Raw genomic sequence first — 20,904 nt, 5'->3', positions numbered from 1 at the left:
TGTTACTGGCGTCTTGTTTTTATTAAGGACGACGCAGGCCGAGAGTGTACACGGCCTTCACGCCTGATCTCATTGCGCCTTCAAGTGTGGCGGGGAGTCCGGTTGCCGTCCAGTCCCCGGCCAGAGCGAGGTTGACCAGTTGCGTTGCTGCACCGGGGCGCAGGCGGTTCTGTTCCGGCGTTGCGGCAAAGGTCGCGCGCTTTTCCCACACTACGCGCTGATGCGGCGGGGTGGCGGGCAGCGGCTCTTTCAGAACCGGGTCACACGCGCGGCGCACGTCATGCCAGATGGCGCGGGCCAGATCATCCGGGTCCTGCTCTGCAAAGCGGTTCGCGGCGCTAACGGTGACGGAGAGGATATCGCCGCGCAGGAACACCCACTCTGCAATGCTGCCGACCAGTCCCATAAATCGCGCACGGGCAAAAGAGCCCAGCGCCTGCGGGGCGGCGTCCAGACGGAAATGCAGGTTCAGAATGCTTTCAAACGCATTGGGGGTCTGAAAGCCGGGTACATGCGGCGTGAGCAGGGTTTCCGCCACAGGGGCAGGGACTGCCAGAATAACGGTGTCGTCTTCCGTCAGCGGGATAACGCCGTCCGGGCCATGCAGGGCGGTCACGCGGCCCCGACTGACATCCAGCGCGCTGATGCGGCTTTGGGTGCGGACCTCTGCCTGCAGGATGGCCAGGTGCGCCAGCGCCGGGTCTACCAGCGTTTCAGAAAGCCCTTCCCTGGGGAACCACGGCACGCAGGCCTTGCCGCCAAGGGAGAGCGATTCCTTCACCACCGCGCCAAGCAGGGCGGCGCTGCCCGTCTCACAGGAGGTATTGAGAGCGGAAATAGCGAAGGGTTCCAGCAGGCGGCGGCTGAGAGCGCCCGGTAACAGGCAGTCGGAAACATGCTCATCTTCGCCTGCCTGCATCAGCTTTTGCAGGCTGCGCAGTTCCACCACCCGCATGTCTGGCACGCGTCGATGCGGCTGGAACACCCACCAGGGCATCCGCCCGCGGGAGAGGTCCAGCGTCCAGCGCGCGTCTTCCGCCAGATCAACAAACGGGAAAATGGGGATGCCGGGGCCGGTCAGCGTATCCGTGCCGCCCGTCATGGCCAGATAACGGAAGACCGTCTTGTTGGCGGACAACAGCAGGTGGTTGCCGTTATCAATCCGGCAGCCTAGCTGCTTGTCTTCATAAGACCGGGCACGGCCCCCGCAGGCGCGGCCTGCTTCATGCACAATAACGCGGCGGCCTGAGCCAGCTACTTCCACCGCGGCGGCCAGACCAGCCACGCCGCCGCCAATAATGTGCACACAGGATGCCATGCTGTTGCTCTCTTTCTGGATCAGGGGCGGTAGGAGCGGGTCAGCCAGAACACCTTGTTCAGAGCTGAGGTTTCCGGGCGCTCATGCAGGGCATCGGCAGACCAGCCGCGCTTGCGCAGGGCGACCAGAACGGCCTCGTAGCTCGCCCCCATGATCCGTGCGGGGAGCATGGCTTTGGGGCGGCAGGACTGCATGGTGATGAAGGCTTTCCGGAAATGGTCCAGGGCCCGCACGGAGAGGATGTTGGCCACACCCTGCAGACCGGGAGCGGAGAGCGCCTTGATGGGGTCATGCGGGACATGGAAGCGGTCCAGCAGGTCACCCGGCAGGTAGAGGCGGCCACGGGCAGCATCTTCCGCAATGTCGCGCAGGATGTTGGTCAGCTGCAGGGCGCGGCCCAGATGGTAGGCGACCTTGTCAGCGTCTTCTGTGCTGTCCCCAAAAATCCGGACGGACAGGCGGCCTACGGCAGAAGCCACGCGGTCACAATACAGGTCCAGCGTTTTCTCATCCGGGGCGACGATGGTGTTTTCCGCATCCATCATCATGCCGTCGATAATGGCGTGGAAATCATCCTGCCGCAGCGCGAAGAAATGGATGCAGGCCAGCAGCACGCGGTCCAGCGGGTCCTGCGTGGTCCCGTGGTCATACAGGGCCGCAATGCGCTGGTGCCAGGCATCCAGAGCAGCCTTGCGCTGCTCCATGGGTTCATACCCGTCGGCAATATCATCCACCACGCGGCAGAAGGCGTAAATGGCATACATGGCGTAGCGGCGCATGGGGGGGAGGATGCGCATGCCAGCGGCAAAGGACGTGGCGGCCTGCTTTACCGTGCTTTCCACCCATGCCAGATCCGCGGGGTCACACCCGAGGGGGGTCGGCTCGTCATGCGTCTGGATGTTTTGAGCTGTCACGCGCTTTTCACCTGTTTGTTCATTAAATCGTCATATCCGGCTCTTTTTACAGACCTGCGGACATTCTGAAAGCTCAGGACCATGCCCGCAGGGCCGCACCTGCTGCATACATGATATCTGTGCGTTTCAGGGCAACGCGCCCGGCCAGCGGATCTTCCCGCCGCAGGCGCTGCGTCAGCCGGTGTGCGAGGCTGACAATGGCGGCGCATTCCATACGGAAGCGTCGGTCCCGCACCAGACCGGGCAGGGCGGAGGCCTCCCGATTCAGGGCATCCACACCGTCCAGCAGAGTATTGAACACCCGGCGGAGGTTGGGTGTGGCGCGGCCAGCCAGCAGGTCATCCTGCGTGGCGCCAGCCTGAGCCATCAGGTCCGTTGGCATATAGCACCGGTGCAGGCGCTGCAGGTCACCCTGACAGTCCTGCAAGTGGTTGAGAATCTGGAGTGATGTGCAGAGCGCATCCGCGGCCGCAAAGGTGTGCGGTACTTCCCCATGCAGATGCAGCAGAAACCGCCCGACCGGGTTTGCGGAGTACCGGCAATAGTGCAGGAGATCGTCCCACGAGGTGCAGGGCGTGCCACGGGAATCGTCCCGGAAGGCAATCAGCAGGTCCGTCGCGGTTTCAAACGGCACACCTGTTTTCAGGAAAGAGGCGCGCAGTTTGGCGGCACTCATGGCGTCCGCGCGGGGAATGGGGTCGCGCTTGCCCAGAAGCACGTCTTCCATCGCGTCCAGACGGGCAATCTTCTCATCCGCGCTCAGCGTTTCGCAGTCTGCGATGTCGTCAATGACGCGCGCATAATCGTAATACGCATGCACATGCGGGCGCAGGGCCTTGCTGAGCAGAAGGGAGCCGACGGGGAAATTCTCGTCAGACGCACCTTTGCCGGAAGAGACATCGTCTCTTCCCCAGACGGAGGCGGTATCAGTCATGTCAGGCTCTGCGATGAGAAAGAAGGAAGCATAGCCGGAGCTTTACACGCTCTCTCCCGGTGTGCCTACTCCCCTCATGGGCAGAGAGGGTCTGGCACACAGGGTTGGCGGAAGGCCGGGTTTTCACGCACGCCCTCCGGGCATCTGCGCTGCTTTGGCCTCTTCCGGCGCGGGAGAAGGAGCAGTCGGTGTGGTGCGGCCATCATTGGGGATGGCGTCCGTATAGGCTCGGTTTTTCCAGACAACACCCCGCCCGCGATAGTGGTTGACGGCAGATCCGATGGTCGCGGCCGTGTAGAAAATCGCTACAAACGGCAGCGTTAACGCCCAGAGCGGCGAGATACGGAAGCGGCGCAGGGTGGGCACAAAGGAGCCGATGGAGACCAGCCAGGTCACCAGCCCGATCCACTGCGTCAGGCCGTGGCCGAACAGGGCGATCAGCCCCGGTGCGATCCAGACCACACCCATGGCCAGCACCGTCAGCACCAGAAAGAGCGGGGAATAGCGCAGCTGTACAAATGCTGTGCGGGCAATCATCCGCCAGACGTCAATGGCATAGGGGTAGGGGCGGATGGAACGGGCCAGACAGGAGTGGCCCAGATAGAGGCGCCCCCCGGCCTGCTTGACGCAGGTGGCCAGCGTGCAGTCATCAATCAGCGCGCCCTTAAGCGCTTCAATCCAGCCGATTTCGGCCAGCATGTCCCGCCGGATCAGGATCGTACCGCCAGCGGCCCCGGCGGTGCGGCTTTTGGGATTGTTGACCTGTGCGAAGGGGTAGAGCAGCGCAAAGAAGAATACAAAAGCTGGCACCAGAGCGCGTTCCGCCAGACTTTCACACTGGAGCTCCACCATTTCGGACACCATATGCAGGGTGTCTGTCTGCGCTTTGGCGACCAGTGTGGAAATATGTTGGGGGGCGTGCACAATGTCCGCGTCTGTCAGCAGGATGTAGCCGCTGTTGGCCTCCTGCTGGCGGCGGGCTTCGGCCACGCCCTGTGCCACGGCCCAGAGCTTACCGCTCCAGCCCGGTTCCGGGTCTGCGCCGTCCAGCACGGTCAGGCGTCCTTTGGGGTCTGGCAGAGCGCGGGCCAGAGCGCCGGTGCCATCCTCACTCCGGTCATTCACCAGAATGAGGGAGAGGCGACCGGCATAATCCTGCGTCAGCAGGGAGGAGAGGGCGACCTCAATGGACTCGGCCTCATCCCGTGCGGGGATGACGACCGTGACATTCGGCATGATGTCTGCCGGTGCCTTGCCGGGGCTGGCAGGGCGGAGGATGGGACCGGCCTGCCAGAACCACCCGTGGAAAAAAATAAGACCGAACCAGATGAGTGCTGAGAGAACAGCCAGACCAAACAGCATCATCCCGCCCCTTACTTCAGCATGCCATTGTTACGGAACCATGTGATGGCGTCCTCAACGGCCTGCCGGGCGGGGCGGGGGCTGTAGCCCAGTTCCCGAATGGCTTTGTCCGAGGAGAAGAACATCTTCTTGCGGGACATGGCCAGCATCTCCCGCGTGACACGCGGTGAGAAGCCAAAGGAGCGGGAAAGCCACTCCGAGGCCACGGCAACCGGCCAGATGATTTCCTGCGGCAGGCTGATGCGGGGTGGGGGCACATGGGCAATTTCAGACACCATGGCGAACAGGTCGCGCAGGAGATAGTTTTCGCCGCCCAGAATGTATTTCTCGCCAATGGTGCCGCGTTCCAGTGCCAGCGCGTGGCCTTCCGCGACATCATCCACATGCACAATGTTCACGCCCGTATCCACATAGGCGGGCATGCGGCCAGCGGCGCAGTCCAGAATCATCTGCCCGGTGGGGGTGGGTTTGATGTCCCGCGGGCCAACCGGGGTGGAGGGGTTGACGATCACGGCGGGGAGGCCCTGCGTCTTCACCAGATCAAGCACTTCCTGCTCGGCGCGGTATTTGGAGCGTTTGTAGATGCCGATCACACCATGTTCGTGCACCGGAGTCGCTTCATCAGACTCCGTGCCATCCCCAATCAGGCCGAGCGCTGCGACGGATGAGCAATAAACAATGCGTTCCACACCGGCCTTCTGGGCCGCCAGCATCAGCAGCCGGGTGCCTTCCACGTTTGCGGTCATCATCGGGGCGGGGTCTGGCACCCACAGCCGATAGTCCGCTGCAACATGAAAGACGTAACGGCAGCCTTCCACAGCGCGGGCAAAGGTATCCGGGCGGGAGAGGTCCCCTTCCACCAGTTCTGCAGGAATATCCGCGATATTGCGCCGGTCACTGCCCTCGCGCACCATGAGTCTCAGCGTGTGTCCGCGTTCAAGCAGCGTGCGGGCAACGGCAGACCCGACAAAACCTGTCGCGCCGGTGACGAGCGTATGGGCGGTCATATAAAGTGCGCTCCCATAATGGGGATGAGAAATGGAAGGGTGTGAAACCCGAACGGCTGGTTTGTTTCTTTATCCTGCCCCCCAAGGTGGCGCCAGACCCCGGGCTGGTGTAAGTGGTCGGATCACTCATGAATTCAGCCCCTCTGGTCAGGTGTTCTACGCCAGGGAGCAGGGAGGCCCAGGGGGGCATCTCGGGTAGGTAGAGCTTAGGCCTTGAAGAAGCTTACGATTTTTCTGACTTTGCTGGGTCTGGTTGCCATTACGGCGGCAGTTGCGTGGAGTGGCGTTGGCTCCGTGGTGCACGCTGTCATGCGTATTGGTCTGGGCGGCTTCCTTCTCATGGTATGCTGCCAGCTTGCCGTAAACGGTGTGCTGGGCCTCGCCTGGCATGCGGCTCTGCCTGAAATCGGGTATCTGCGCCTTCTGGGGGCGCGCATGGTGCGCGATGCAGCGGCGACCTGCCTGCCGTTCTCGCAGCTTGGCGGCATTGTGATTGGTATTCGCGCCACCTGTTCGGGCCATGGCCTGCATGGGCGGGAAGCGCGCCAGATTGACTGGCCGGAAGCAGCCAGTGCCAATCTGGTCGATATCACAACAGAAGTGATGGGGCAGGTGGCGTTTGTGCTGCTGGGTGTGGCCTTTCTGGTTGCCCATCAGCGTTCCAGCCCGTTTGTCGTGCCCGTTATTATTGGTGCGGTCTTCCTGATGCTTGGCACTGCCGGGTTTATCTGGACGCAGCGGCACGGGGGCAGCATTTTCCGCAGGTTTGGCGGCATGTTCACCCGCAGTCTGGCGTCCCAGTGGCATGACAGCATGCTGAGCGGGGCGGACACCCTGCAGGAGCGGATGGAAGCCATCTGGAGCCGCCCGGGCCGGATCTGTCTCTCTGCCGCGTATCATCTGCTTGGCTGGCTGGGCAGCGCGGGCATGCTGTGGATGACCGCCAACATGCTGGGTGCGGCCCTGACGCTGCCGAACGCCGTCGCGATTGAAGGTGTGACCTGTGCCGTCATGTCGCTCGGCTTTCTGGTGCCCGGCAGTCTGGGTGTGCAGGAAGGGGCGTATATGGCGCTCGGCCATGCGTTCGGGATTGATTCTTCTGTGTCTCTGGGCCTGTCCCTGCTGCGTCGCGGGCGTGAACTGGCCATTGGCATTCCGGTCCTGCTGCTGTGGCAGGTGATGGAAATGCGTGGGCTGCGCCAGCCTGTGACCAAGAAAACGGCCGATGTCAGCTACGGCCCCGCTCCGACTGTGGTGAAGGATTCCTGAGAGTGTCTTCAACTGTTTCTGACGCCTCTGGTCCGGATGCCGAGATGGCATCGGCTCGTGAGGCTGCAACGCCCGTATTTGATACACTTGTCGTTGTTGGCCCCGGCCTGATCGGCTCTTCCGTGCTGCGCCGTGCGCAGCAGAAAGGCACGCTGGCCCGCCAGCTGATTGCGGTTGATGTCTCGCCGGAAGCGCGGGCGCGGGTGGAAGAGCTGGGGATTGCGGACAGGGTGATGGCTGACGCCGCCGAGGCCGCAGCGCTGGCGGATTGCGTCATGCTGTGCGTGCCGGTGGGAGCCATGGGGCCGGTGGCAGAGAAGGTGCTGCCCGTCATGCGGCCCGGCTCTATTCTGACCGAAGTTGGCTCGACCAAAGTCTCAGTTATTGAGGCTATCAGCCCGTTTTTACGGCCGGATGTGGCCTATGTGCCTGCGCACCCCATGGCAGGCACGGAGTATTCCGGCCCGGATGCCGGGTTTGCGACACTGTTTGAAGACCGCTGGTGCCTGTTGACCCCGCTGGACGGGACCCCGCCGGAAGCCCTGAACGCAATCCGCACATTGTGGGAGCGTTGCGGTGCACGCCTGCGGGAGATGACCCCTGCGCATCATGACCGCGTTTGCGCCATCGTGAGCCATCTGCCGCATCTGCTGGCCTTTACCATCTGCGGGACAGCGGATGATCTGGCGGATGAAACCCGGTCAGAAGTGCTGGATTTTGCGGCGTCCGGGTTCCGGGATTTCACCCGTATTGCGGCATCAGACCCCGTCATGTGGCGGGATGTGTTCCTGTCCAACCGTGAGGCTCTGCTGGAAATGCTGGCCCGCTTTATGGAAGACGCGCAGGCTATGGCGCGTGCCATTCGCTGGGGCGACGAAGACTATATTGTGGACCGTATCCAGCGCGGCCGTGCCATTCGCAAAAGCCTGATTGAAAACCGGCAGGCTTAAGAGGACCGGTTTAAGTCGGTTGGCCAAATGCCTTGATGTGCAGGCCATCCAGATGCTTGTGGTTTTTGTCTGCCATGGGGTTCAGCTCCAGCACTTTCTGCCAGGCTTTGAAGGCAGCAGGGCCGTCTTTGCGCTGATCTTCCACCGTAGACAGCAAACCCCAGCTTTTGGCGTCCCGGCCATCCCGTTGCAGGGCTTCACCCAGATCGGTAATGGCGGCGTTAAAATCGCCTGCGGCAAGGCGCAGCTGGGCGCGGCTGCGCCACAGGATGGCGTTGTCTGGCTGAAGAGCCAGCGCGTCGCTGAGATCTTCCACAGCATCATCCGGCTTTTCGGCCTGACTATCCTTTTGTGCCCGCCGCAGCAGAAGCTGCGTGGTGGGGGAAAGACCTGCGGCGCGTAAAGCCTCCAGACGTGCTTCCAGCATCTGGGCATCTTCAGGCGTTTTGGCCTGTGCAAGCTGGTCCGCAAGGGCGGCAATCTGCTGTGGGCGAGTCAGTTTTTTATGTGGGGCTGCAGCAGGAGCTTTTCCGGCGGAGGGGCCTGAGGATGTTGCACCGGGTGGAGGAGACTCCGCTGGGGCTGCGGGCTGTGTGGCGGAGGAGCCGGCAGCAGACGGAGTCTTGCCTAAAGCGGAAGGAGCCGCCGTATGGGGCACCGTGCCGCTGTGCGTGGGCGGTGGGGCTGTGTGGGTCGTATGGCGGGAGGTCGGTGACTGAGTTTGCCCGGCAGGGGGCTGTGCTGTTTGCGCAGCAGCGAGTCCGGCAACACTCAGGCTGGCCAGAAGGCACGGGGCCATCAGAGCGCCAGAACGCAAAAACCCGCTTCTCCGGAAACCAGAAAAGCGGGTTGCACGCATGTCATGCGCCAGAAGCCAGCCGGGAAAGGCCGGACCCTGCATAAATCAGCCCTGACGAGCTTTCATGCGGGGGTTCTTCTTGTTGATGACATAAACCCGGCCGCGACGCCGTACGACACGGCAATCTTTATCGCGCACCTTGGCCGATTTCAGGCTGTTTCTGATTTTCATGGCCCGCTTTTCTCCGCCGATGCTCAAGAATTGAAATAAGGTGTGTCGGCACATACCGGCCCCGCCAGTACGAGTCAATGTTTTCCACGGAAAAGGGCCATAAATTGTTTATTCGTGTGTATTTTTACCGCGCATTTGTGCGCCTCTTCAAACAAAGTCCTGATTGAGGGGCTGTGTCGGGTGAGGCGCCAGGCTGGAAAAGGCCGTGGCCAGGGTTTTGAAATCTTCCGAGCGGGGGGAGCGGGGGCGCCAGCCCAGCCCGATGGTGCGCCATACAGGGCCGCCGGAGAGGGGGCGGCTGATAACGGGGTGTCCGCGTAGAATGCCGCCCTCCAGCGCCAGCAGCGGCACGACGCCAATGCCCAGTCCCAGCCCGACCATTTCCGCCATGGTGTGCAGGGACGTGGCGGAGAAGGTGGAGTCGCTCTCGCCCTCGGTTCCGTGCCATTCCCGGCCCTGCCGGCAGACCGCCAGTGTTTGTTCCCGCAGGCAGTGGCCATCTTCCATCATAATCATGCGCTGGTCGGCCAGCCGTTCTACCGGCACATGGCTCAGCCGGGCCAGCGGATGGTCTTCGGGCATGATGACGTGAAACGGGTCCCGCCAGAGGGGCAGGGTTTCCGCCGTGTCACACAGGCAGGGCATGGCCAGAACAAGTATGTCCAGCCGCCCGATGCCGAGCTTTTCCAGCAGATGTTCCGTTGTGTCTTCCGCAATGGACAGGGTGAGTTGCGGAAAGCGGGTGCGGATGGTTTTGACGAGCGGCTCAATCAGAAAGGGGCCAATGGTGGGAATAACGCCCAGCCGCAAGGGGCCTGTCAGCGGTGTGCGGGCCGCGACGGCAAGCTGCGGCACGGCTTCCAGCGCCTCCAGCGCCTGCCGGCCTTTCAGCGCAATTTCATGCCCTAAGGGGGTGAACACCACCTTTTTGCCCACCGTGCGGTCCAGCAACTGAGAATCGAGCTGGCGTTCCAGCGCCATGATGCCTGCGGAAAGGGTGGATTGCGTGACCGAACAGGCTGCCGCCGCCCGCCCGAAATGGCGCAGTTCAGAAAGGGCGATCAGGTAACGTAACTGCTGGGCAGAAGGCAGGGGAAGCACGGTCGGACCTCGGTCTTTTCAAGGGCTGAAAACGCATATCTGGGACGCTCTGATTTTTGAAACGTCTTTGTGTGGTTAATCGATCATTTCGATGATTTTGATATAAAATATTCATTGGCATGAATGGACACACCGCGCCATAGATAATGCCCGACGACGGTATTGTGTGCCGTCGGAGCTTTTAAGTAACCCAAGAAGGAGCAAGCTTATGCTGACCGTTGGCGATAAGTTTCCGAGCTTTGATCTGACCGCCGTTCCCGGTGGTCCGGAAGGCCTGAAGGGCGATTTCGTCCAGATTTCCGACAAATCCGACGCTGGTAAGTGGAAGGTTGTCTTCTTCTGGCCGAAAGACTTCACGTTTGTCTGCCCGACCGAAATCGTGGCTTTCGGCAAGCTGTCCAAAGACTTTGCTGACCGTGATGCCGTAGTTTACGGCGTGTCCATCGACAGCGAATTCGTGCACCTCAACTGGCGTCTGCATAATGCCGATCTGAAAGATCTGCCGATTGCAATGCTGGCTGACATCAAGCGCGAGCTGACCGAAGGCACGGGCGTTATGCACAAAGAGGCTGGTGTTGCTCTGCGCGCCACCTTCGTTGTCGACCCGCACGGCGTGATTCGTCACGTCTCTGTCAACGACCTGTCCGTTGGCCGTAATCCGCAGGAAATCGTGCGTATTCTGGACGGGCTGCAGAGCGATGAGCTGTGCCCCTGTAACTGGAAAAAGGGCGACGACTTTATCAAAGTCTGAGCCTGACGCTTCCCGTCTGACCCTGCGGGGTCAGACGGTTTTCTACCAGACCGGGTTCAGCCCGTCTGCGGCGCTCAACTGCGCCATTCCTCCCCTTTTCATACGGATTATCTGATGTCGATCGAAGCTCTGAAGGATCGTATTCCCGACTATGCGAAGGATCTGAGGCTGAATCTCGGGTCTCTCGCCAATGATGTGACCCTCACACCCCAGCAACTCGCCGGAACGTTTGTGGCGTCTGCCATTGCGTCCCGCAATGATGTGGTGACGAAGGCTGTTGTGGCCGAATTTGCCGACAAGCTGACGCCTGAAGCCCTGAATGCCGCCAAATCTGCTGCGGCCATTATGGGCATGAACAACATCTACTACCGCTTTGTGCATATGGCGGGTGGGGATTATGGCAAGATGCCTGCGCAGCTGCGCATGAGCGTTATTGGCCGCCCTAGTGTAGAAAAAACGGATTTCGAGCTCTGGTCTCTGGCTGTTTCCGCAATCAATGGCTGTGGTCTGTGTGTGACCAGCCATGAGAAGATTGTGCGGGAAGAGCTGGGAGCAGAAGCTGTGCAGACTGCTGTGCGGATTGCGTCCACAGTGCATGCTGTCGCCGTCACGCTGGAAGCCGCTGCGGCTCTGGGCGACTGACGCTGACAGATCAGGCTGGCCGCATGCCTTGAATGCGGCGCTTCAGGTCCGGCGTCTGCACATCAGCAGGGTCCGGGCTTTTTTTATGGGAGGAAAATCGCTAGTGGCCCCGAGGGCAACACGCGCCACTTTCTTGCAATTGATATTTTTTGAAGAAAAGTGGCGCGAGTGACGGGGCTCGAACCCGCGACCTCCGGCGTGACAGGCCGGCGCTCTAACCAACTGAGCTACACCCGCAGTCCAGACGCTCACCAGTGGTGTGCGTCGGTATGTCGCGTCTTATAGCGATGTTTTCAGCTTTGACAACCGGGGTTCGCGAAAAAAATAACGCATTATGAAATTTTTTTCGTAGCGTCCGCTTGGGCCTGATGAGAAAGGGTCGGTCACCTCTTAACGCATTGGAGGCTCTGCACTTTATAGAGCCACGCTGGACGGAGGCGCCCTTCCGGGCAGCCTCCTTATGATGCGGGAGCAGACATGCCGGAGAGTGGCGCTTAGTTCTGCTTTTCGAAAGCTCCGGCAATAGAGAGGGTGACGTCATCCCCCACCATCGGCACGTAGGTTTTTACGCCAAAATCGCTCCGTTTGAGGGTGCCGGTGGCCTGAAATCCAAGTGTGTAGGCTTTATCCATCGGATTGATGCCAGCGCCCACGTAACGCACCTGCAACGTGAGAGGCTTTGTGATGCCATGCAGCGTGAAATTCCCGGTGACATTGGCCGTGCCAGCGCCGGTCGGGACGACTTTGGTGGAGACGAAGGTAGCTGTCGGGTAGCGGGTTGCGTCAAACCAGTCCGCACCGTGCAGTTCATCCGTCAGTTTCGCGCTGGTGGTCTGTACGCTTGCAACCGGAATGGAGACGCTCAGTTTTGAGGCCGCCGGGTGGGCTGCGTCATAGGTCAGAGAGCCTGTCGCGCCGGAAAAGAGGCCGGAATATTCGGTAAAGCCGAAGTGAAGCAGAGAAAAAGTAACCTGCGTGTGGGTGGTTTCCACCTGATAGGTGCCAGTCTGCACATCCTGCGGTGCTGTGGCAGCCTGCGCGGTGGAGAGTGTGGCCACAAGGCCGAGTGCCGCAAGAGCGGGTGTGAAAGACAGAGAGGTCATGAGGGATAGTCCTGTTTTTGAAAGGGAAGAAAAACTCTGAAAGCAAACGCGGGTGAGGGGATGGCGGTGCCCTGAAGGCTGTCCGGCTAGCCGAACCGAAAGCCGGAGAGTGCCTTACCCATCACCGTATCCTGATAGATCTGCTCGCCCTGATCTGCCCCTGCGGCTCCGGCGGCGACCATAAGGGGCAGCAGATGCTCTTCTCTGGGGTGGCAGATGCGCGCACCGGGGGCTGTGTCCCAGTGTTGCAGAGCCGCATTTCGCTCGGCTTCGGGCGCACACGTGGCGGCCGTAAGCCAGACGTCAAAGTCATGGGAGATGGCATTGGAGGCCGGGTTTTCGCCCATGAAGTGCCGGAGATTGTGGTAGGTCAGGCCTGTGCCCACAATCAGCACATTCTGGTCCCGCAGCGGGGCCAGTGCCTGCCCGATGCGCAGATGCGCTGCGGGGTTCAGATCCTGCTGGAGTGAGAGTTCCACGACCGGAATCCCAGCCTCTTCAAACGCCAGCATGAAGGGGATGAAAACACCGTGGTCCAGGCCTCGTTCCGGGTCTGCGGCGTTGGGGATGCCAGCTTTGCTCAGCAAGGCCTGCACCTGTCCGGCCAGTGCCGGAGAACCCGGAACCGGATAGCGCAGGTGATAGGTGTGTGGCGGGAAGCCGTAATAATCATAAATCAGTGGCGGCTGTGCTGAGGCTGTCACGGTGGGGATGGCAGTTTCCCAATGGCCGGAGACAACCAGAATAGCATCAGGCTTTTGCGGCAACGTCTGACTGACACCGCGCAGGAAGGCCGCCATACGGTCCCACGTGTCTGGCCAGTCCATGAAAAAGCACGGGCCACCGCCATGCGGCAGAAACAGCACAGGCTGCCGGGGCAGGGACGTGTGTGATGTCTGTGGCGGGAGGGAAACCATGCTGTGAACCGTGTCTCTTCAGGGGTAGGTTGCCTGAAGAGTCGCTTCATAATCGCGGTTTGATAAGCCCGTATTTTGGGAAGAGATTTCATACTCTGAGTATGAAATCCGGCTTACGCGATACGCATAAAAAAACCGGAGGCCGCATTTCTGCTGCCTCCGGCCTGAAACATCCTGTGTTCTTCTGCATCGGGCCGTGGGGCCCGTTCAGGGAGAAGCCGGATTATTTGCTGCCAGATATCAGAGCGCTGCGAATGAAATCGCCAGCTTCTTCCTTCGTGCCCCAGCCTGTCACCTTCACCCATTTGCCGGGTTCCAGATCCTTGTAGCGGGTGAAGAAGTGCTCAATGGCCTTCACGGTGATTTCCGGCAGGTCTTCCACCGTCTGCACCTTGCTATACTGCGGGTGAATCTTGTCATGCGGGACGCAGATGATCTTTTCGTCCTGACCGGACTCATCTTCCATTTTCAGCACACCGATGGGACGGGCGCGGATCACGGAGCCGGGGACCACATTGCTCGGTGTCAGCACCAGAGCGTCGGTCGGGTCACCATCCGCAGCCAGCGTGCCGGGAATGAAGCCGTATGCCGTGGGGTACGCCATGGGCGTGAACAGGAAACGGTCCACAAACAGGGCACCGCTTTCTTTGTCGATCTCGTATTTAACGGAAGATCCCTGCGGAATTTCAATCACAACGTTGATGTCGAACGGCACGTCTTTGCCGGGGGAAAGTTTTGAGACGTCCATAAGGGTTGCTCCAGCACTAAAAATATGGATGGGCAGACCCTATCTGTCACACTGCAACTTGCCAAGTCGTAACAGGATAAGGACTGTTCGGGTGGTTTTTCGGGCTCTGTACCCTTGCCAAATGTGTCTGATTGCGTAATCAGGAAGCCGCCTGCGCGCCCGTAGCTCAATTGGTTAGAGCGGGCCGCTCATAACGGCTTGGTTGCGGGTTCAAGTCCTGCCGGGCGCAGGCGCTTTTCGCCTCAGTCGCGTCCATCCGACGGTTCCTATCCATTTCACTTCACGGAGGTCATCTCATGGCATCTTATCAATACGTCTATGTGATGAAGGACCTTACCAAGTCCTATCCGGGTGGGCGTGAAGTCTTCAAAGGCATTACGCTGTCCTTCCTGCCGGGTGTGAAAATCGGCGTGCTCGGTGTGAACGGCGCGGGTAAATCCACGCTGCTCAAGATCATGGCCGGGATCGACAAGGAATATGGCGGGGAAGCCTGGGCCGCTGAAGGTGTGCGCGTTGGTTACCTGGAGCAGGAGCCCCAGCTGGACCCCAAGCTGACGGTTGGCGAGAACGTGGCTCTGGGTTTTGGTGACCTCAAAAAAGCCGTGGATCGTTTCAACGAGATTTCCATGCGCTTTGCCGAGCCCATGACCGATGAGGAAATGAACACCCTGCTGGCCGAACAGGCCGAACTGCAGGAAAAAATTGATGCGGGCGATGGCTGGGAACTGGACCGCAAGCTGGAAATCGCGCTGGACGCCCTGCGCTGCCCGCCTGCTGACAGCCCGGTGGACAAGCTCTCGGGTGGTGAACGCCGTCGTGTGGCCCTGTGCCGCCTGCTGATTGAAAAGCCTGAAATCCTGCTGCTGGATGAACCGACCAACCATCTGGACGCGGAAAGCGTGGCATGGCTGGAAAAGACGCTGCACGATTATCAGGGCACCGTGATGGTCATTACCCATGACCGTTACTTCCTGGATAACGTGACCAACTGGATTCTGGAAATCGAGCGCGGCCGCGGCATTCCGTTTGAAGGCAACTATTCCTCCTGGCTGGAACAGAAGCGCAAGCGTCTGGCTCAGGAAGAAAAGGAAGAAAGTGCCCGCCAGCGTGCGCTGGCTGCCGAGCAGGAGTGGATTGGCTCCAGCCCGAAGGCGCGTCAGGCCAAAAGCAAATCCCGTATTGCACGGTATGAAGAAATGCTGGCCCAGAGTGCTGAAAAGCAGAACGGCGTGGCGGACATTGTTATTGCCCCCGGCCCGCGTCTGGGTGGCACGGTGATTGAGGCCGATCACCTCAGCAAAGGCTTTGGTGATCGCCTGCTGATTGATGATCTGAGCTTCAAGCTGCCGCCGGGTGGCATTGTGGGCGTTATCGGTCCGAACGGCGCGGGTAAATCCACCCTGTTCAAGATGATTGTCGGGCAGGAAAAGCCGGATGCCGGTGAGTTGAAAATCGGTGATACCGTGAAGCTCGGCTATGTTGACCAGTCCCGTGATGATCTGGACCCCAACAAGACCGTGTGGGAAGAAATTTCCGGCGGCACGGATGTCATCTATCTGGGCAAGCGTGCCGTGCCGTCCCGCGCTTATGTCGGGGCGTTCAACTTCAAAGGGTCTGACCAGCAGAAAAAAGTCGGCATCCTCTCCGGCGGTGAGCGTAACCGCGTGCATCTGGCTAAAATGCTGCGGCAGGAGAGCAACGTGCTGCTGCTGGATGAACCGACCAACGATCTGGACGTCGATACCCTGCGTGCGCTGGAAGAGGCTCTGGGCGAATTCCCGGGCTGCGCCGTGGTCATTACCCATGACCGCTGGTTCCTTGACCGTCTGGCAACCCATATTCTGGCGTTTGAAGGGGATTCTCACGTCGAGTGGTTTGAAGGGAACTTCCAGGCTTATGAGGAAGACAAGCGCCGTCGTCTTGGCCCGGATGCCACGGAACCTGGCCGCATTCGTTACCGGCCAATCTCGCGCTGATCAGGCTGGGTGGATGTCTGATGCGGCATCCATCATCTGAAGCGCTTTCAAAACAGAAAAACAGGCCACGCTGCCGGAGAGTAATCCGGTGGCGTTTCTGCGTTCTGGCGAAGGTCTCGTCATGCTGACGGCGCGCTCAGTCAGAACAGGGCGGCTCATGCTGCAACCTGTCACATGGCGCGATATGGATGACATGGCGTCTCTGAAAGCTGATGGCGGGGCGTTTGGCCAGATGCTGGGGGGGGTATGCACCCGCCAGCAGGCCGAGCGGGAAATGGCCGATGATATCGCCTTCTGGGCCTGCCACAGGGTTGGGATTTTCACCATTCGGGAAAAGGATCGGTTTGTCGGCATGACCGGCATTCATGATCGGCCAGACGGGCGTGGCTTCGGGCTGCGCTTTGCTCTGTATCCGTGGGCCAGCGGACGTGGCATTGCGCGAGAAGCGGCCAATGCGGCCCTGAACTTTACGCATGATGCCGGGGTAAAACGGGTGATTGCTGTTGCCAAGGAAAGCAATCTGGCCTCCCGCACTATTCTCGGCGGGATTGGCATGCATGTGTATGAGACCTTCCCGCGGGATGGCCAGACCATGCTGGTTTATGAGAGCGTGCGCGGCTAAAGGCGCGGACTGTGCAGGAAGTTGATGACAGGCTGTGAGCCATAAAAAAGGGCACCCCGAGAGGTGCCCTTTTTAGTCATTCCTGTTCCTGCTGCTTAGTTGGCAGCAGGCGCGGAATGATGCTCAATCTGGCGCTTCAGGGCGCTCAGCAGGGCATCAATGTTGCCGCCGTTGCGGGCGATGTAGGAGGAGTAATCCTGCCGCTGCGTCAGACGCAGGCTGGCACCTTCCCCAACCACATCCACCACCTTCGGGCTGCCGCCGGCATGGCCGACAATCCACTGCATGGAAGCCGGGGGCTGCTGCGGGCGGATCAGCGTGGCTTCCACAGAGTCATCGTCACCAGATTTGGTGATGGTGCCAATGGTGAAGCTCACACCGCGATAATCGCCCAGCTTGTCGGTAATGGCGTTGACCAGAACCTCATGGAACAGGCCGAGATACTGCTTCTGCTGTTCCGGCGTCGCCAGCTTCCAGTAACGGCCCAGGCAGTAGCGGCCAATGGCATCAATATCCACATCCTGCTGGATCAGCGGCAGAACACGGGCCTTTTTTTCCGACAGGGAAACCTGGCTGTTCACGATCGCAACCAGCTTGGAGCCGAAGGATTCGATAAACTGACGGGTGCCTTCAGCGGCACGGGCAGGCAGAACAGAAAGACTGCCAGCACAAAGGAGCGCAAGGGCGCCTGTCACAAGGCGACGGCTGGAAAGAAATTTCATGTCGGCGCTATCCTTGTTGCTTTTTAGTGGTACCAGGCCGGCACGGTGGCGCGGTTATCATTCTTGATCGCCTCAGCCTGTGCCTTCCGCTGCTGCTGATAGGCGCTGCGGATTGTTGCGTAAGGGTCCAGTGCATCACGCTGCAGGGCATCCAGCTCATCCAGATGCGTGGAGCGACCATGCACAACGCCCATCATGTTATAGGCCCAGTTGAAGCTGATAAGCCCATAGCCACGCGGGACGTAGTTCCAGGGGGAGAGGCCCTGATCAATCCCGTAGCCGATCCCATCACGGATGGAGGAGGGGCCCATAGGCAGGAACAGATACGGGCCGGAGGGAATGCCCCAGTTGGCCAGTGTCATGCCGGCATCATTATCATGATGCGGATACCCGGCCATTTTGGCGACATCGATCAGCCCGCCAATACCCACAGACATGTTGATGCACCAGCGTACGAAGGAATCACCCGCACGGCGGGGCTTACCTGCGCCCACGTCGTTAAAGAACACGGAGGGTTCATTCATGGTGGTGATCATGTTGCCCAGAGAATTCCGGACAGGGCGCGGCACGGCCCACACATAGGCTTTGGCGACCGGGCGCAGCGCCCAGTGGTCGAACGTCATGGTCAGGTTATAGACCTTGCGGTTCAACGGCTCGTAGGGGTCGTTTGCCTGTTTGTATTCCTCAAGGGCGTCCGGGTCTTTGGGGACGGGGGCCTTGATGGCGCTGCACCCCGTCAGGGCGACAAGAGTTGCGACCAGTAAAGAGCTGCGTGAGGAAAAACGGCGCTGGGCCGAAGAGCCTTCCCGAGTCTGACCCGCTTGTGTCTGACCGCGAGGGCGGAGCCGTGCACCGTTCCGTCCTGAATTCATTGCCGCGTTTACCTTCACCCTGTGACGCACCAGTAAAACCTGACCTAAAGGCAGGAGTCTTCTGCTGCCCTCTCTACCACGAGAAACGTTCTGCGCAATGCAGGTCATCCCTGCATGAGAGGCAGGGGAGCAGAAAAGAAGCGCTGCTTAGGCCTTTTGGTTTAACGGATGTGTCAATTTTTCCAATATTGTTGCGCGAATGCCGCACCGCTGGCCCTTACAGGCCACGATCCCGTTTGATCATATCCCATGCGGCGTTGATGCGGGAAATTTTGGCCGATGCTTCGGCAATTTCAGCCGGCGAGGCCTTGCGAGACGCCATCACATCCGGGTGATATTGCCGCACCAGCACCCTCCAGCGGGCGCGCAGTTCCTCGTTGGAGAGGGAGGCATCCACGCCCATCACCACGTAGGCGTCTTCTTCCGCCATGGCGGGGCGGGACCGGCCCTGCTCTGCCCGTTCCCACGCGCCCCGGCTGAGGCCGAAAAGTGCATGCACGCGCTGCAGGAACTGGGTTTCTTCTTTGGTGAGAGGTTCATCAGCAGCCAGATCCGCGCGGGCAATGCCGAAGAGCACGCCCATGAGGTCTTCCAGCGGCTGCTTATCCTGCGCGTAGGCCGTGCCGAGTTCCCGGGCGAAGGATTCGTAGTCGTCCGTTCTCTGGCGGGCGAGGTCAAACAGGCGGCCAACTTCGCTCATGTTTTCATCCGGCACCCGGAAGCGCATTTTGAAGGCGTCGATTTCCCGACGGTTCACCGGCGCATCGCACTTAGCGAGCTTGGCGCAAAGAATGATGCTTGTCAGGCCGTAGAGCTGCTCTTTCTTACCCAGAGCTGCAGCCAGCTTGGCGGCCATGAACGTCGCCGCGCCATTTGGATCGGGATTTGCACGGGCGGCCCAGCGGTCACTCCATCCCCCTGTGGGAGGCTGAAGCAGCGTGCCTTTATCTGCGGCATGCCCCAGTGCTGTGCCCAAAGCTGCGCCAACAGGTCCGCCCATGGCAAAACCCGCGACACCACCAAAAATCTTACCCCATATCGCCATGTTGCCTGCTTAGCATTGTCTGGGCTGCGGCCCAAATTGGACCCGCCTGTGCTCCGTCTGGTCAGCATAGCAGGCGGGGACAGGATGCGAGAAGATGAAGGCTGGGCAATTCAGCCGTGAGGCCTTTGAAGAGGCGGAAACAGACGCGGGGAACACCAAGGCAGGCTGGCGTAAATCCTGGTGCCAGATCAATCTGCAAAACTCTCAGGTTGCGGCGTCCGAGCCCTGAGCGGCGCTCTGTTTTTGCAACCACAGCAACGCCTGCACCCGCAGGAAAGAGGCCAGAGACTGAACGGGGCGGCGTTCCGTATCCAGTTGCGTGACCAGCACGGGGAGAGGCTGGTTATGGGCGCGGGCCATGTCTTCCAGCACCTGCCAGAACTCCGGTTCCAGTGCCACGCTGGTATCATGACCGGAGAGAATCAGGCTGCGTTTGCGCAGATGAGCGCTCATGCGGGAATGCCTTCCAGACGGGCGACGGCCCAGCGGGCGGCCTCGGCCACCACGCTGTCCGGGTCCTGTGTCAAACGATGGGCGTGCGGGCGTAATTCTGCGAGTCCGGAATTACCCATGGCGATCAGTACATTTCGCACAAAGCGGTTGCGCCCGATGCGCTTGATGGGAGAGCCGGAAAATTTCTGACGGAAGGCGGCATCATCCAGCTGGCTCAGGCTGGCCAGATCCGGGGCTATCAGGTCAGGCCGCGGTTGCAGTTTGATTTGGCGCGATGCCTGCGCAAAGCGATTCCATGGGCAGACAGCCAGACAATCATCACACCCATAAATATGTGTACCAATGGCAGGGCGCAGGTCCAGAGGAATGGGGCCGGCATATTCAATGGTCAGATAGGAAATACAGCGCCGGGCATCCATGCTGTAGGGAGCCGGGAAGGCCTGTGTGGGGCAGGCCGTCAGGCAACGCGTGCAACTGCCGCACCCTCCGCCCGAAGGGGGCGAGGTGGGCAGAGCCAGTGTGGTGTAGATTTCCCCTAAAAACAGCCAGCTTCCATGACTGCGGGACACCAGATTGGTGTGCTTGCCCTGCCAGCCGAGTCCGGCCTGCGCAGCCAGCGGCTTTTCCGCAACCGGGGCGGTATCCACAAAGACTTTAACGCCGGGAGGCTGGGGACGCAGTTCTTCGGCGCGGTGCTGGTCGGGTGGGTTATGCTGGCTGCTCTTGCTATTCTGGCGTTGTGCAGCGGTAAACGCCCGCTCGGCCTCCAGAGTGCCCTCCCGGACAACAAACTGCGCCAGATGCTTCAGCATGCCTTTGATCAGGTCATGATAATCGCGGTGGCGCGCGTAAACGGAAATATTGCCCCGGTCAGGCTGGCTGAGAGTGGCGAGCGGATCGCCCTCCGGCGCGTAGGACAGGCCTAGGGCAATCACGGTGCGGGCTTCCGGCCAGAGTGTGGTGGGTTGGGTGCGCTGGTCGGCTCTGTCGGCCAGCCAGCCCATCTCGCCATGATAGCCATTGGCCAGAAAGTCCGTCAGCCGTTCGCGCACTTCCGGGCCAAGATGGGCGGGGCAGAAGCCGATGGCGTCAAACCCCAGAGCCAGAGCTTTTTCCCTGATCCGGGCCGACAGTTTTTCTGCTCCGCTCAGGGAGGACATAGGGACTG

At 60.4% G+C, this 20,904-nt stretch carries 23 protein-coding genes and 2 tRNA genes; 8 read left to right on the top strand and 17 right to left on the bottom strand.

The window, feature by feature from the left end:
- Positions 1 to 22 precede the first annotated feature (22 nt).
- The 5 genes from hpnE to hpnA form a co-directional block, all read right to left on the bottom strand.
- Positions 23 to 1,318 (bottom strand): hydroxysqualene dehydroxylase HpnE, encoded by a 1,296-nt coding sequence (hpnE, locus tag ACHQGU_RS13745; protein WP_395495376.1) that lies wholly within the window; start codon positions 1,316 to 1,318, stop codon positions 23 to 25.
- A 20-nt stretch (positions 1,319 to 1,338) separates the two neighbouring features.
- The gene (gene hpnD / locus ACHQGU_RS13740; protein WP_062142014.1) at positions 1,339 to 2,232 is read right to left on the bottom strand and encodes a presqualene diphosphate synthase HpnD; all 894 of its coding nucleotides are present in this window, start codon (positions 2,230 to 2,232) and stop codon (positions 1,339 to 1,341) included.
- Positions 2,233 to 2,305: 73 nt separating this feature from the next.
- Positions 2,306 to 3,166, bottom strand: coding sequence for a squalene synthase HpnC (hpnC, locus tag ACHQGU_RS13735; RefSeq protein WP_062142013.1), 861 nt, complete (start codon positions 3,164 to 3,166; stop codon positions 2,306 to 2,308).
- 123 nt (positions 3,167 to 3,289) lie between these two features.
- Positions 3,290 to 4,528 carry a glycosyltransferase gene (locus ACHQGU_RS13730; protein ID WP_395496444.1) on the bottom strand — a complete coding sequence of 413 codons (1,239 nt, stop codon included), beginning with the start codon at positions 4,526 to 4,528 and terminating at the stop codon, positions 3,290 to 3,292.
- A gap of 11 nt (positions 4,529 to 4,539) precedes the next feature.
- Positions 4,540 to 5,535, bottom strand: a complete 996-nt coding sequence (gene hpnA / locus ACHQGU_RS13725; RefSeq protein ID WP_061501495.1) for a hopanoid-associated sugar epimerase — start codon at positions 5,533 to 5,535, stop codon at positions 4,540 to 4,542.
- Between the two features lie 213 nt (positions 5,536 to 5,748).
- On the opposite strand from hpnA, the gene ACHQGU_RS13720 reads away from it, so the two are divergent.
- Both ACHQGU_RS13720 and ACHQGU_RS13715 read left to right on the top strand, forming a co-directional pair.
- Positions 5,749 to 6,804 (top strand): lysylphosphatidylglycerol synthase domain-containing protein, encoded by a 1,056-nt coding sequence (locus ACHQGU_RS13720; protein ID WP_062142011.1) that lies wholly within the window; start codon positions 5,749 to 5,751, stop codon positions 6,802 to 6,804.
- Between the two features lie 44 nt (positions 6,805 to 6,848).
- Positions 6,849 to 7,754: a prephenate/arogenate dehydrogenase family protein gene (locus ACHQGU_RS13715; protein ID WP_062273622.1), complete on the top strand. Its 906-nt coding sequence runs from the start codon at positions 6,849 to 6,851 to the stop codon at positions 7,752 to 7,754.
- Positions 7,755 to 7,764: 10 nt separating this feature from the next.
- Here the strand turns inward: ACHQGU_RS13715 and ACHQGU_RS13710 are convergent, their stop codons facing one another.
- From ACHQGU_RS13710 to ACHQGU_RS13700, 3 genes are all read right to left on the bottom strand, one after another.
- A complete protein-coding gene (locus ACHQGU_RS13710; protein WP_395495375.1) occupies positions 7,765 to 8,655 on the bottom strand; it encodes a tetratricopeptide repeat protein in 891 nt (296 codons plus the stop codon).
- 3 nt (positions 8,656 to 8,658) lie between these two features.
- Positions 8,659 to 8,784 (bottom strand): type B 50S ribosomal protein L36, encoded by a 126-nt coding sequence (gene ykgO, locus ACHQGU_RS13705; RefSeq protein WP_003625637.1) that lies wholly within the window; start codon positions 8,782 to 8,784, stop codon positions 8,659 to 8,661.
- Positions 8,785 to 8,931: 147 nt separating this feature from the next.
- On the bottom strand, positions 8,932 to 9,885 hold the full coding sequence (locus ACHQGU_RS13700; RefSeq protein ID WP_395495374.1) for a hydrogen peroxide-inducible genes activator: 954 nt from the start codon (positions 9,883 to 9,885) through the stop codon (positions 8,932 to 8,934).
- 208 nt (positions 9,886 to 10,093) lie between these two features.
- On the opposite strand from ACHQGU_RS13700, the gene ACHQGU_RS13695 reads away from it, so the two are divergent.
- Positions 10,094 to 10,636 carry a peroxiredoxin gene (locus ACHQGU_RS13695; RefSeq protein WP_062142008.1) on the top strand — a complete coding sequence of 181 codons (543 nt, stop codon included), beginning with the start codon at positions 10,094 to 10,096 and terminating at the stop codon, positions 10,634 to 10,636.
- Between the two features lie 114 nt (positions 10,637 to 10,750).
- Positions 10,751 to 11,278, top strand: a complete 528-nt coding sequence (locus ACHQGU_RS13690; RefSeq protein WP_395495373.1) for a carboxymuconolactone decarboxylase family protein — start codon at positions 10,751 to 10,753, stop codon at positions 11,276 to 11,278.
- A gap of 160 nt (positions 11,279 to 11,438) precedes the next feature.
- Here the strand turns inward: ACHQGU_RS13690 and ACHQGU_RS13685 are convergent.
- The 4 genes from ACHQGU_RS13685 to ppa form a co-directional block, all read right to left on the bottom strand.
- Positions 11,439 to 11,515, bottom strand: a tRNA-Asp gene (locus ACHQGU_RS13685).
- 257 nt (positions 11,516 to 11,772) lie between these two features.
- Positions 11,773 to 12,381 (bottom strand): YceI family protein, encoded by a 609-nt coding sequence (locus ACHQGU_RS13680; protein WP_395495372.1) that lies wholly within the window; start codon positions 12,379 to 12,381, stop codon positions 11,773 to 11,775.
- An 86-nt stretch (positions 12,382 to 12,467) separates the two neighbouring features.
- A complete protein-coding gene (locus ACHQGU_RS13675; RefSeq protein WP_395495371.1) occupies positions 12,468 to 13,298 on the bottom strand; it encodes a DODA-type extradiol aromatic ring-opening family dioxygenase in 831 nt (276 codons plus the stop codon).
- A gap of 223 nt (positions 13,299 to 13,521) precedes the next feature.
- A complete protein-coding gene (gene ppa, locus ACHQGU_RS13670) occupies positions 13,522 to 14,046 on the bottom strand; it encodes an inorganic diphosphatase (protein WP_395495370.1) in 525 nt (174 codons plus the stop codon).
- Between the two features lie 155 nt (positions 14,047 to 14,201).
- Between ppa and ACHQGU_RS13665 the strand changes: the two genes are divergently transcribed.
- The 3 genes from ACHQGU_RS13665 to ACHQGU_RS13655 all read left to right on the top strand — a co-directional run bounded on the left by ACHQGU_RS13665 (position 14,202) and on the right by ACHQGU_RS13655 (position 16,644).
- Positions 14,202 to 14,275 (top strand) — tRNA-Ile (locus ACHQGU_RS13665).
- Positions 14,276 to 14,342: 67 nt separating this feature from the next.
- Entirely contained in the window at positions 14,343 to 16,022 is a 1,680-nt protein-coding gene (gene ettA / locus ACHQGU_RS13660; protein ID WP_062142004.1) for an energy-dependent translational throttle protein EttA, read from the top strand.
- A 124-nt stretch (positions 16,023 to 16,146) separates the two neighbouring features.
- Positions 16,147 to 16,644, top strand: coding sequence for a GNAT family N-acetyltransferase (locus ACHQGU_RS13655; RefSeq protein WP_062142032.1), 498 nt, complete (start codon positions 16,147 to 16,149; stop codon positions 16,642 to 16,644).
- A 95-nt stretch (positions 16,645 to 16,739) separates the two neighbouring features.
- Here ACHQGU_RS13655 and ACHQGU_RS13650 read toward each other — a convergent pair whose 3' ends face one another.
- From ACHQGU_RS13650 to ACHQGU_RS13640, 3 genes are all read right to left on the bottom strand, one after another.
- A complete protein-coding gene (locus ACHQGU_RS13650) occupies positions 16,740 to 17,366 on the bottom strand; it encodes a phospholipid-binding protein MlaC (RefSeq protein ID WP_395495369.1) in 627 nt (208 codons plus the stop codon).
- Positions 17,367 to 17,389: 23 nt separating this feature from the next.
- Positions 17,390 to 18,238, bottom strand: a complete 849-nt coding sequence (locus ACHQGU_RS13645) for a VacJ family lipoprotein (RefSeq protein WP_395495368.1) — start codon at positions 18,236 to 18,238, stop codon at positions 17,390 to 17,392.
- Positions 18,239 to 18,455: 217 nt separating this feature from the next.
- Complete coding sequence (locus ACHQGU_RS13640) at positions 18,456 to 19,283, bottom strand: TerB family tellurite resistance protein (RefSeq protein WP_395495367.1); 828 nt, start codon at positions 19,281 to 19,283, stop codon at positions 18,456 to 18,458.
- 94 nt (positions 19,284 to 19,377) lie between these two features.
- Between ACHQGU_RS13640 and ACHQGU_RS13635 the strand changes: the two genes are divergently transcribed.
- The gene (locus tag ACHQGU_RS13635) at positions 19,378 to 19,512 is read left to right on the top strand and encodes a hypothetical protein (RefSeq protein WP_256441401.1); all 135 of its coding nucleotides are present in this window, start codon (positions 19,378 to 19,380) and stop codon (positions 19,510 to 19,512) included.
- Here the strand turns inward: ACHQGU_RS13635 and ACHQGU_RS13630 are convergent.
- Together ACHQGU_RS13630 and queG are read right to left on the bottom strand one after the other, a co-directional pair.
- Entirely contained in the window at positions 19,488 to 19,736 is a 249-nt protein-coding gene (locus ACHQGU_RS13630) for a ribbon-helix-helix domain-containing protein (RefSeq protein ID WP_395495366.1), read from the bottom strand. The genes ACHQGU_RS13635 and ACHQGU_RS13630 overlap by 25 nt on opposite strands.
- Positions 19,733 to 20,896 carry a tRNA epoxyqueuosine(34) reductase QueG gene (gene queG, locus ACHQGU_RS13625; protein ID WP_395495365.1) on the bottom strand — a complete coding sequence of 388 codons (1,164 nt, stop codon included), beginning with the start codon at positions 20,894 to 20,896 and terminating at the stop codon, positions 19,733 to 19,735. The genes ACHQGU_RS13630 and queG overlap by 4 nt, the downstream gene beginning before the upstream one ends.
- Between the last annotated feature and the right edge of the window lie 8 nt (positions 20,897 to 20,904).

Source organism: Acetobacter sp. KSO5 (assembly GCF_044094635.1).
Classification (GTDB): domain Bacteria; phylum Pseudomonadota; class Alphaproteobacteria; order Acetobacterales; family Acetobacteraceae; genus Acetobacter; species Acetobacter cerevisiae.
Note: the sequence above shows the minus strand (reverse complement) of the source record. Positions and strands in the feature narration are given on the sequence as shown.

What these genes read in the sequence shown, in the direction of transcription:
- hpnE (WP_395495376.1), bottom strand. Translation starts at nt 1,318, where the DNA reads ATGGCATCCTGTGTGCACATTATTGGCGGCGGCGTGGCTGGTCTGGCC.
- queG (WP_395495365.1), bottom strand. Translation starts at nt 20,896, where the DNA reads ATGTCCTCCCTGAGCGGAGCAGAAAAACTGTCGGCCCGGATCAGGGAA.
- ACHQGU_RS13675 (WP_395495371.1), bottom strand. Translation starts at nt 13,298, where the DNA reads ATGGTTTCCCTCCCGCCACAGACATCACACACGTCCCTGCCCCGGCAG.
- ACHQGU_RS13645 (WP_395495368.1), bottom strand. Translation starts at nt 18,238, where the DNA reads ATGAATTCAGGACGGAACGGTGCACGGCTCCGCCCTCGCGGTCAGACA.
- ACHQGU_RS13690 (WP_395495373.1), top strand. Translation starts at nt 10,751, where the DNA reads ATGTCGATCGAAGCTCTGAAGGATCGTATTCCCGACTATGCGAAGGAT.
- ykgO (WP_003625637.1), bottom strand. Translation starts at nt 8,784, where the DNA reads ATGAAAATCAGAAACAGCCTGAAATCGGCCAAGGTGCGCGATAAAGAT.
- ACHQGU_RS13640 (WP_395495367.1), bottom strand. Translation starts at nt 19,283, where the DNA reads ATGGCGATATGGGGTAAGATTTTTGGTGGTGTCGCGGGTTTTGCCATG.
- ACHQGU_RS13710 (WP_395495375.1), bottom strand. Translation starts at nt 8,655, where the DNA reads ATGCAGGGTCCGGCCTTTCCCGGCTGGCTTCTGGCGCATGACATGCGT.
- ACHQGU_RS13635 (WP_256441401.1), top strand. Translation starts at nt 19,378, where the DNA reads ATGAAGGCTGGGCAATTCAGCCGTGAGGCCTTTGAAGAGGCGGAAACA.
- ACHQGU_RS13650 (WP_395495369.1), bottom strand. Translation starts at nt 17,366, where the DNA reads ATGAAATTTCTTTCCAGCCGTCGCCTTGTGACAGGCGCCCTTGCGCTC.
- ACHQGU_RS13680 (WP_395495372.1), bottom strand. Translation starts at nt 12,381, where the DNA reads ATGACCTCTCTGTCTTTCACACCCGCTCTTGCGGCACTCGGCCTTGTG.
- ACHQGU_RS13695 (WP_062142008.1), top strand. Translation starts at nt 10,094, where the DNA reads ATGCTGACCGTTGGCGATAAGTTTCCGAGCTTTGATCTGACCGCCGTT.
- ppa (WP_395495370.1), bottom strand. Translation starts at nt 14,046, where the DNA reads ATGGACGTCTCAAAACTTTCCCCCGGCAAAGACGTGCCGTTCGACATC.
- ACHQGU_RS13730 (WP_395496444.1), bottom strand. Translation starts at nt 4,528, where the DNA reads ATGCTGTTTGGTCTGGCTGTTCTCTCAGCACTCATCTGGTTCGGTCTT.
- hpnA (WP_061501495.1), bottom strand. Translation starts at nt 5,535, where the DNA reads ATGACCGCCCATACGCTCGTCACCGGCGCGACAGGTTTTGTCGGGTCT.
- ACHQGU_RS13630 (WP_395495366.1), bottom strand. Translation starts at nt 19,736, where the DNA reads ATGAGCGCTCATCTGCGCAAACGCAGCCTGATTCTCTCCGGTCATGAT.
- ACHQGU_RS13715 (WP_062273622.1), top strand. Translation starts at nt 6,849, where the DNA reads ATGGCATCGGCTCGTGAGGCTGCAACGCCCGTATTTGATACACTTGTC.
- hpnC (WP_062142013.1), bottom strand. Translation starts at nt 3,166, where the DNA reads ATGACTGATACCGCCTCCGTCTGGGGAAGAGACGATGTCTCTTCCGGC.
- ettA (WP_062142004.1), top strand. Translation starts at nt 14,343, where the DNA reads ATGGCATCTTATCAATACGTCTATGTGATGAAGGACCTTACCAAGTCC.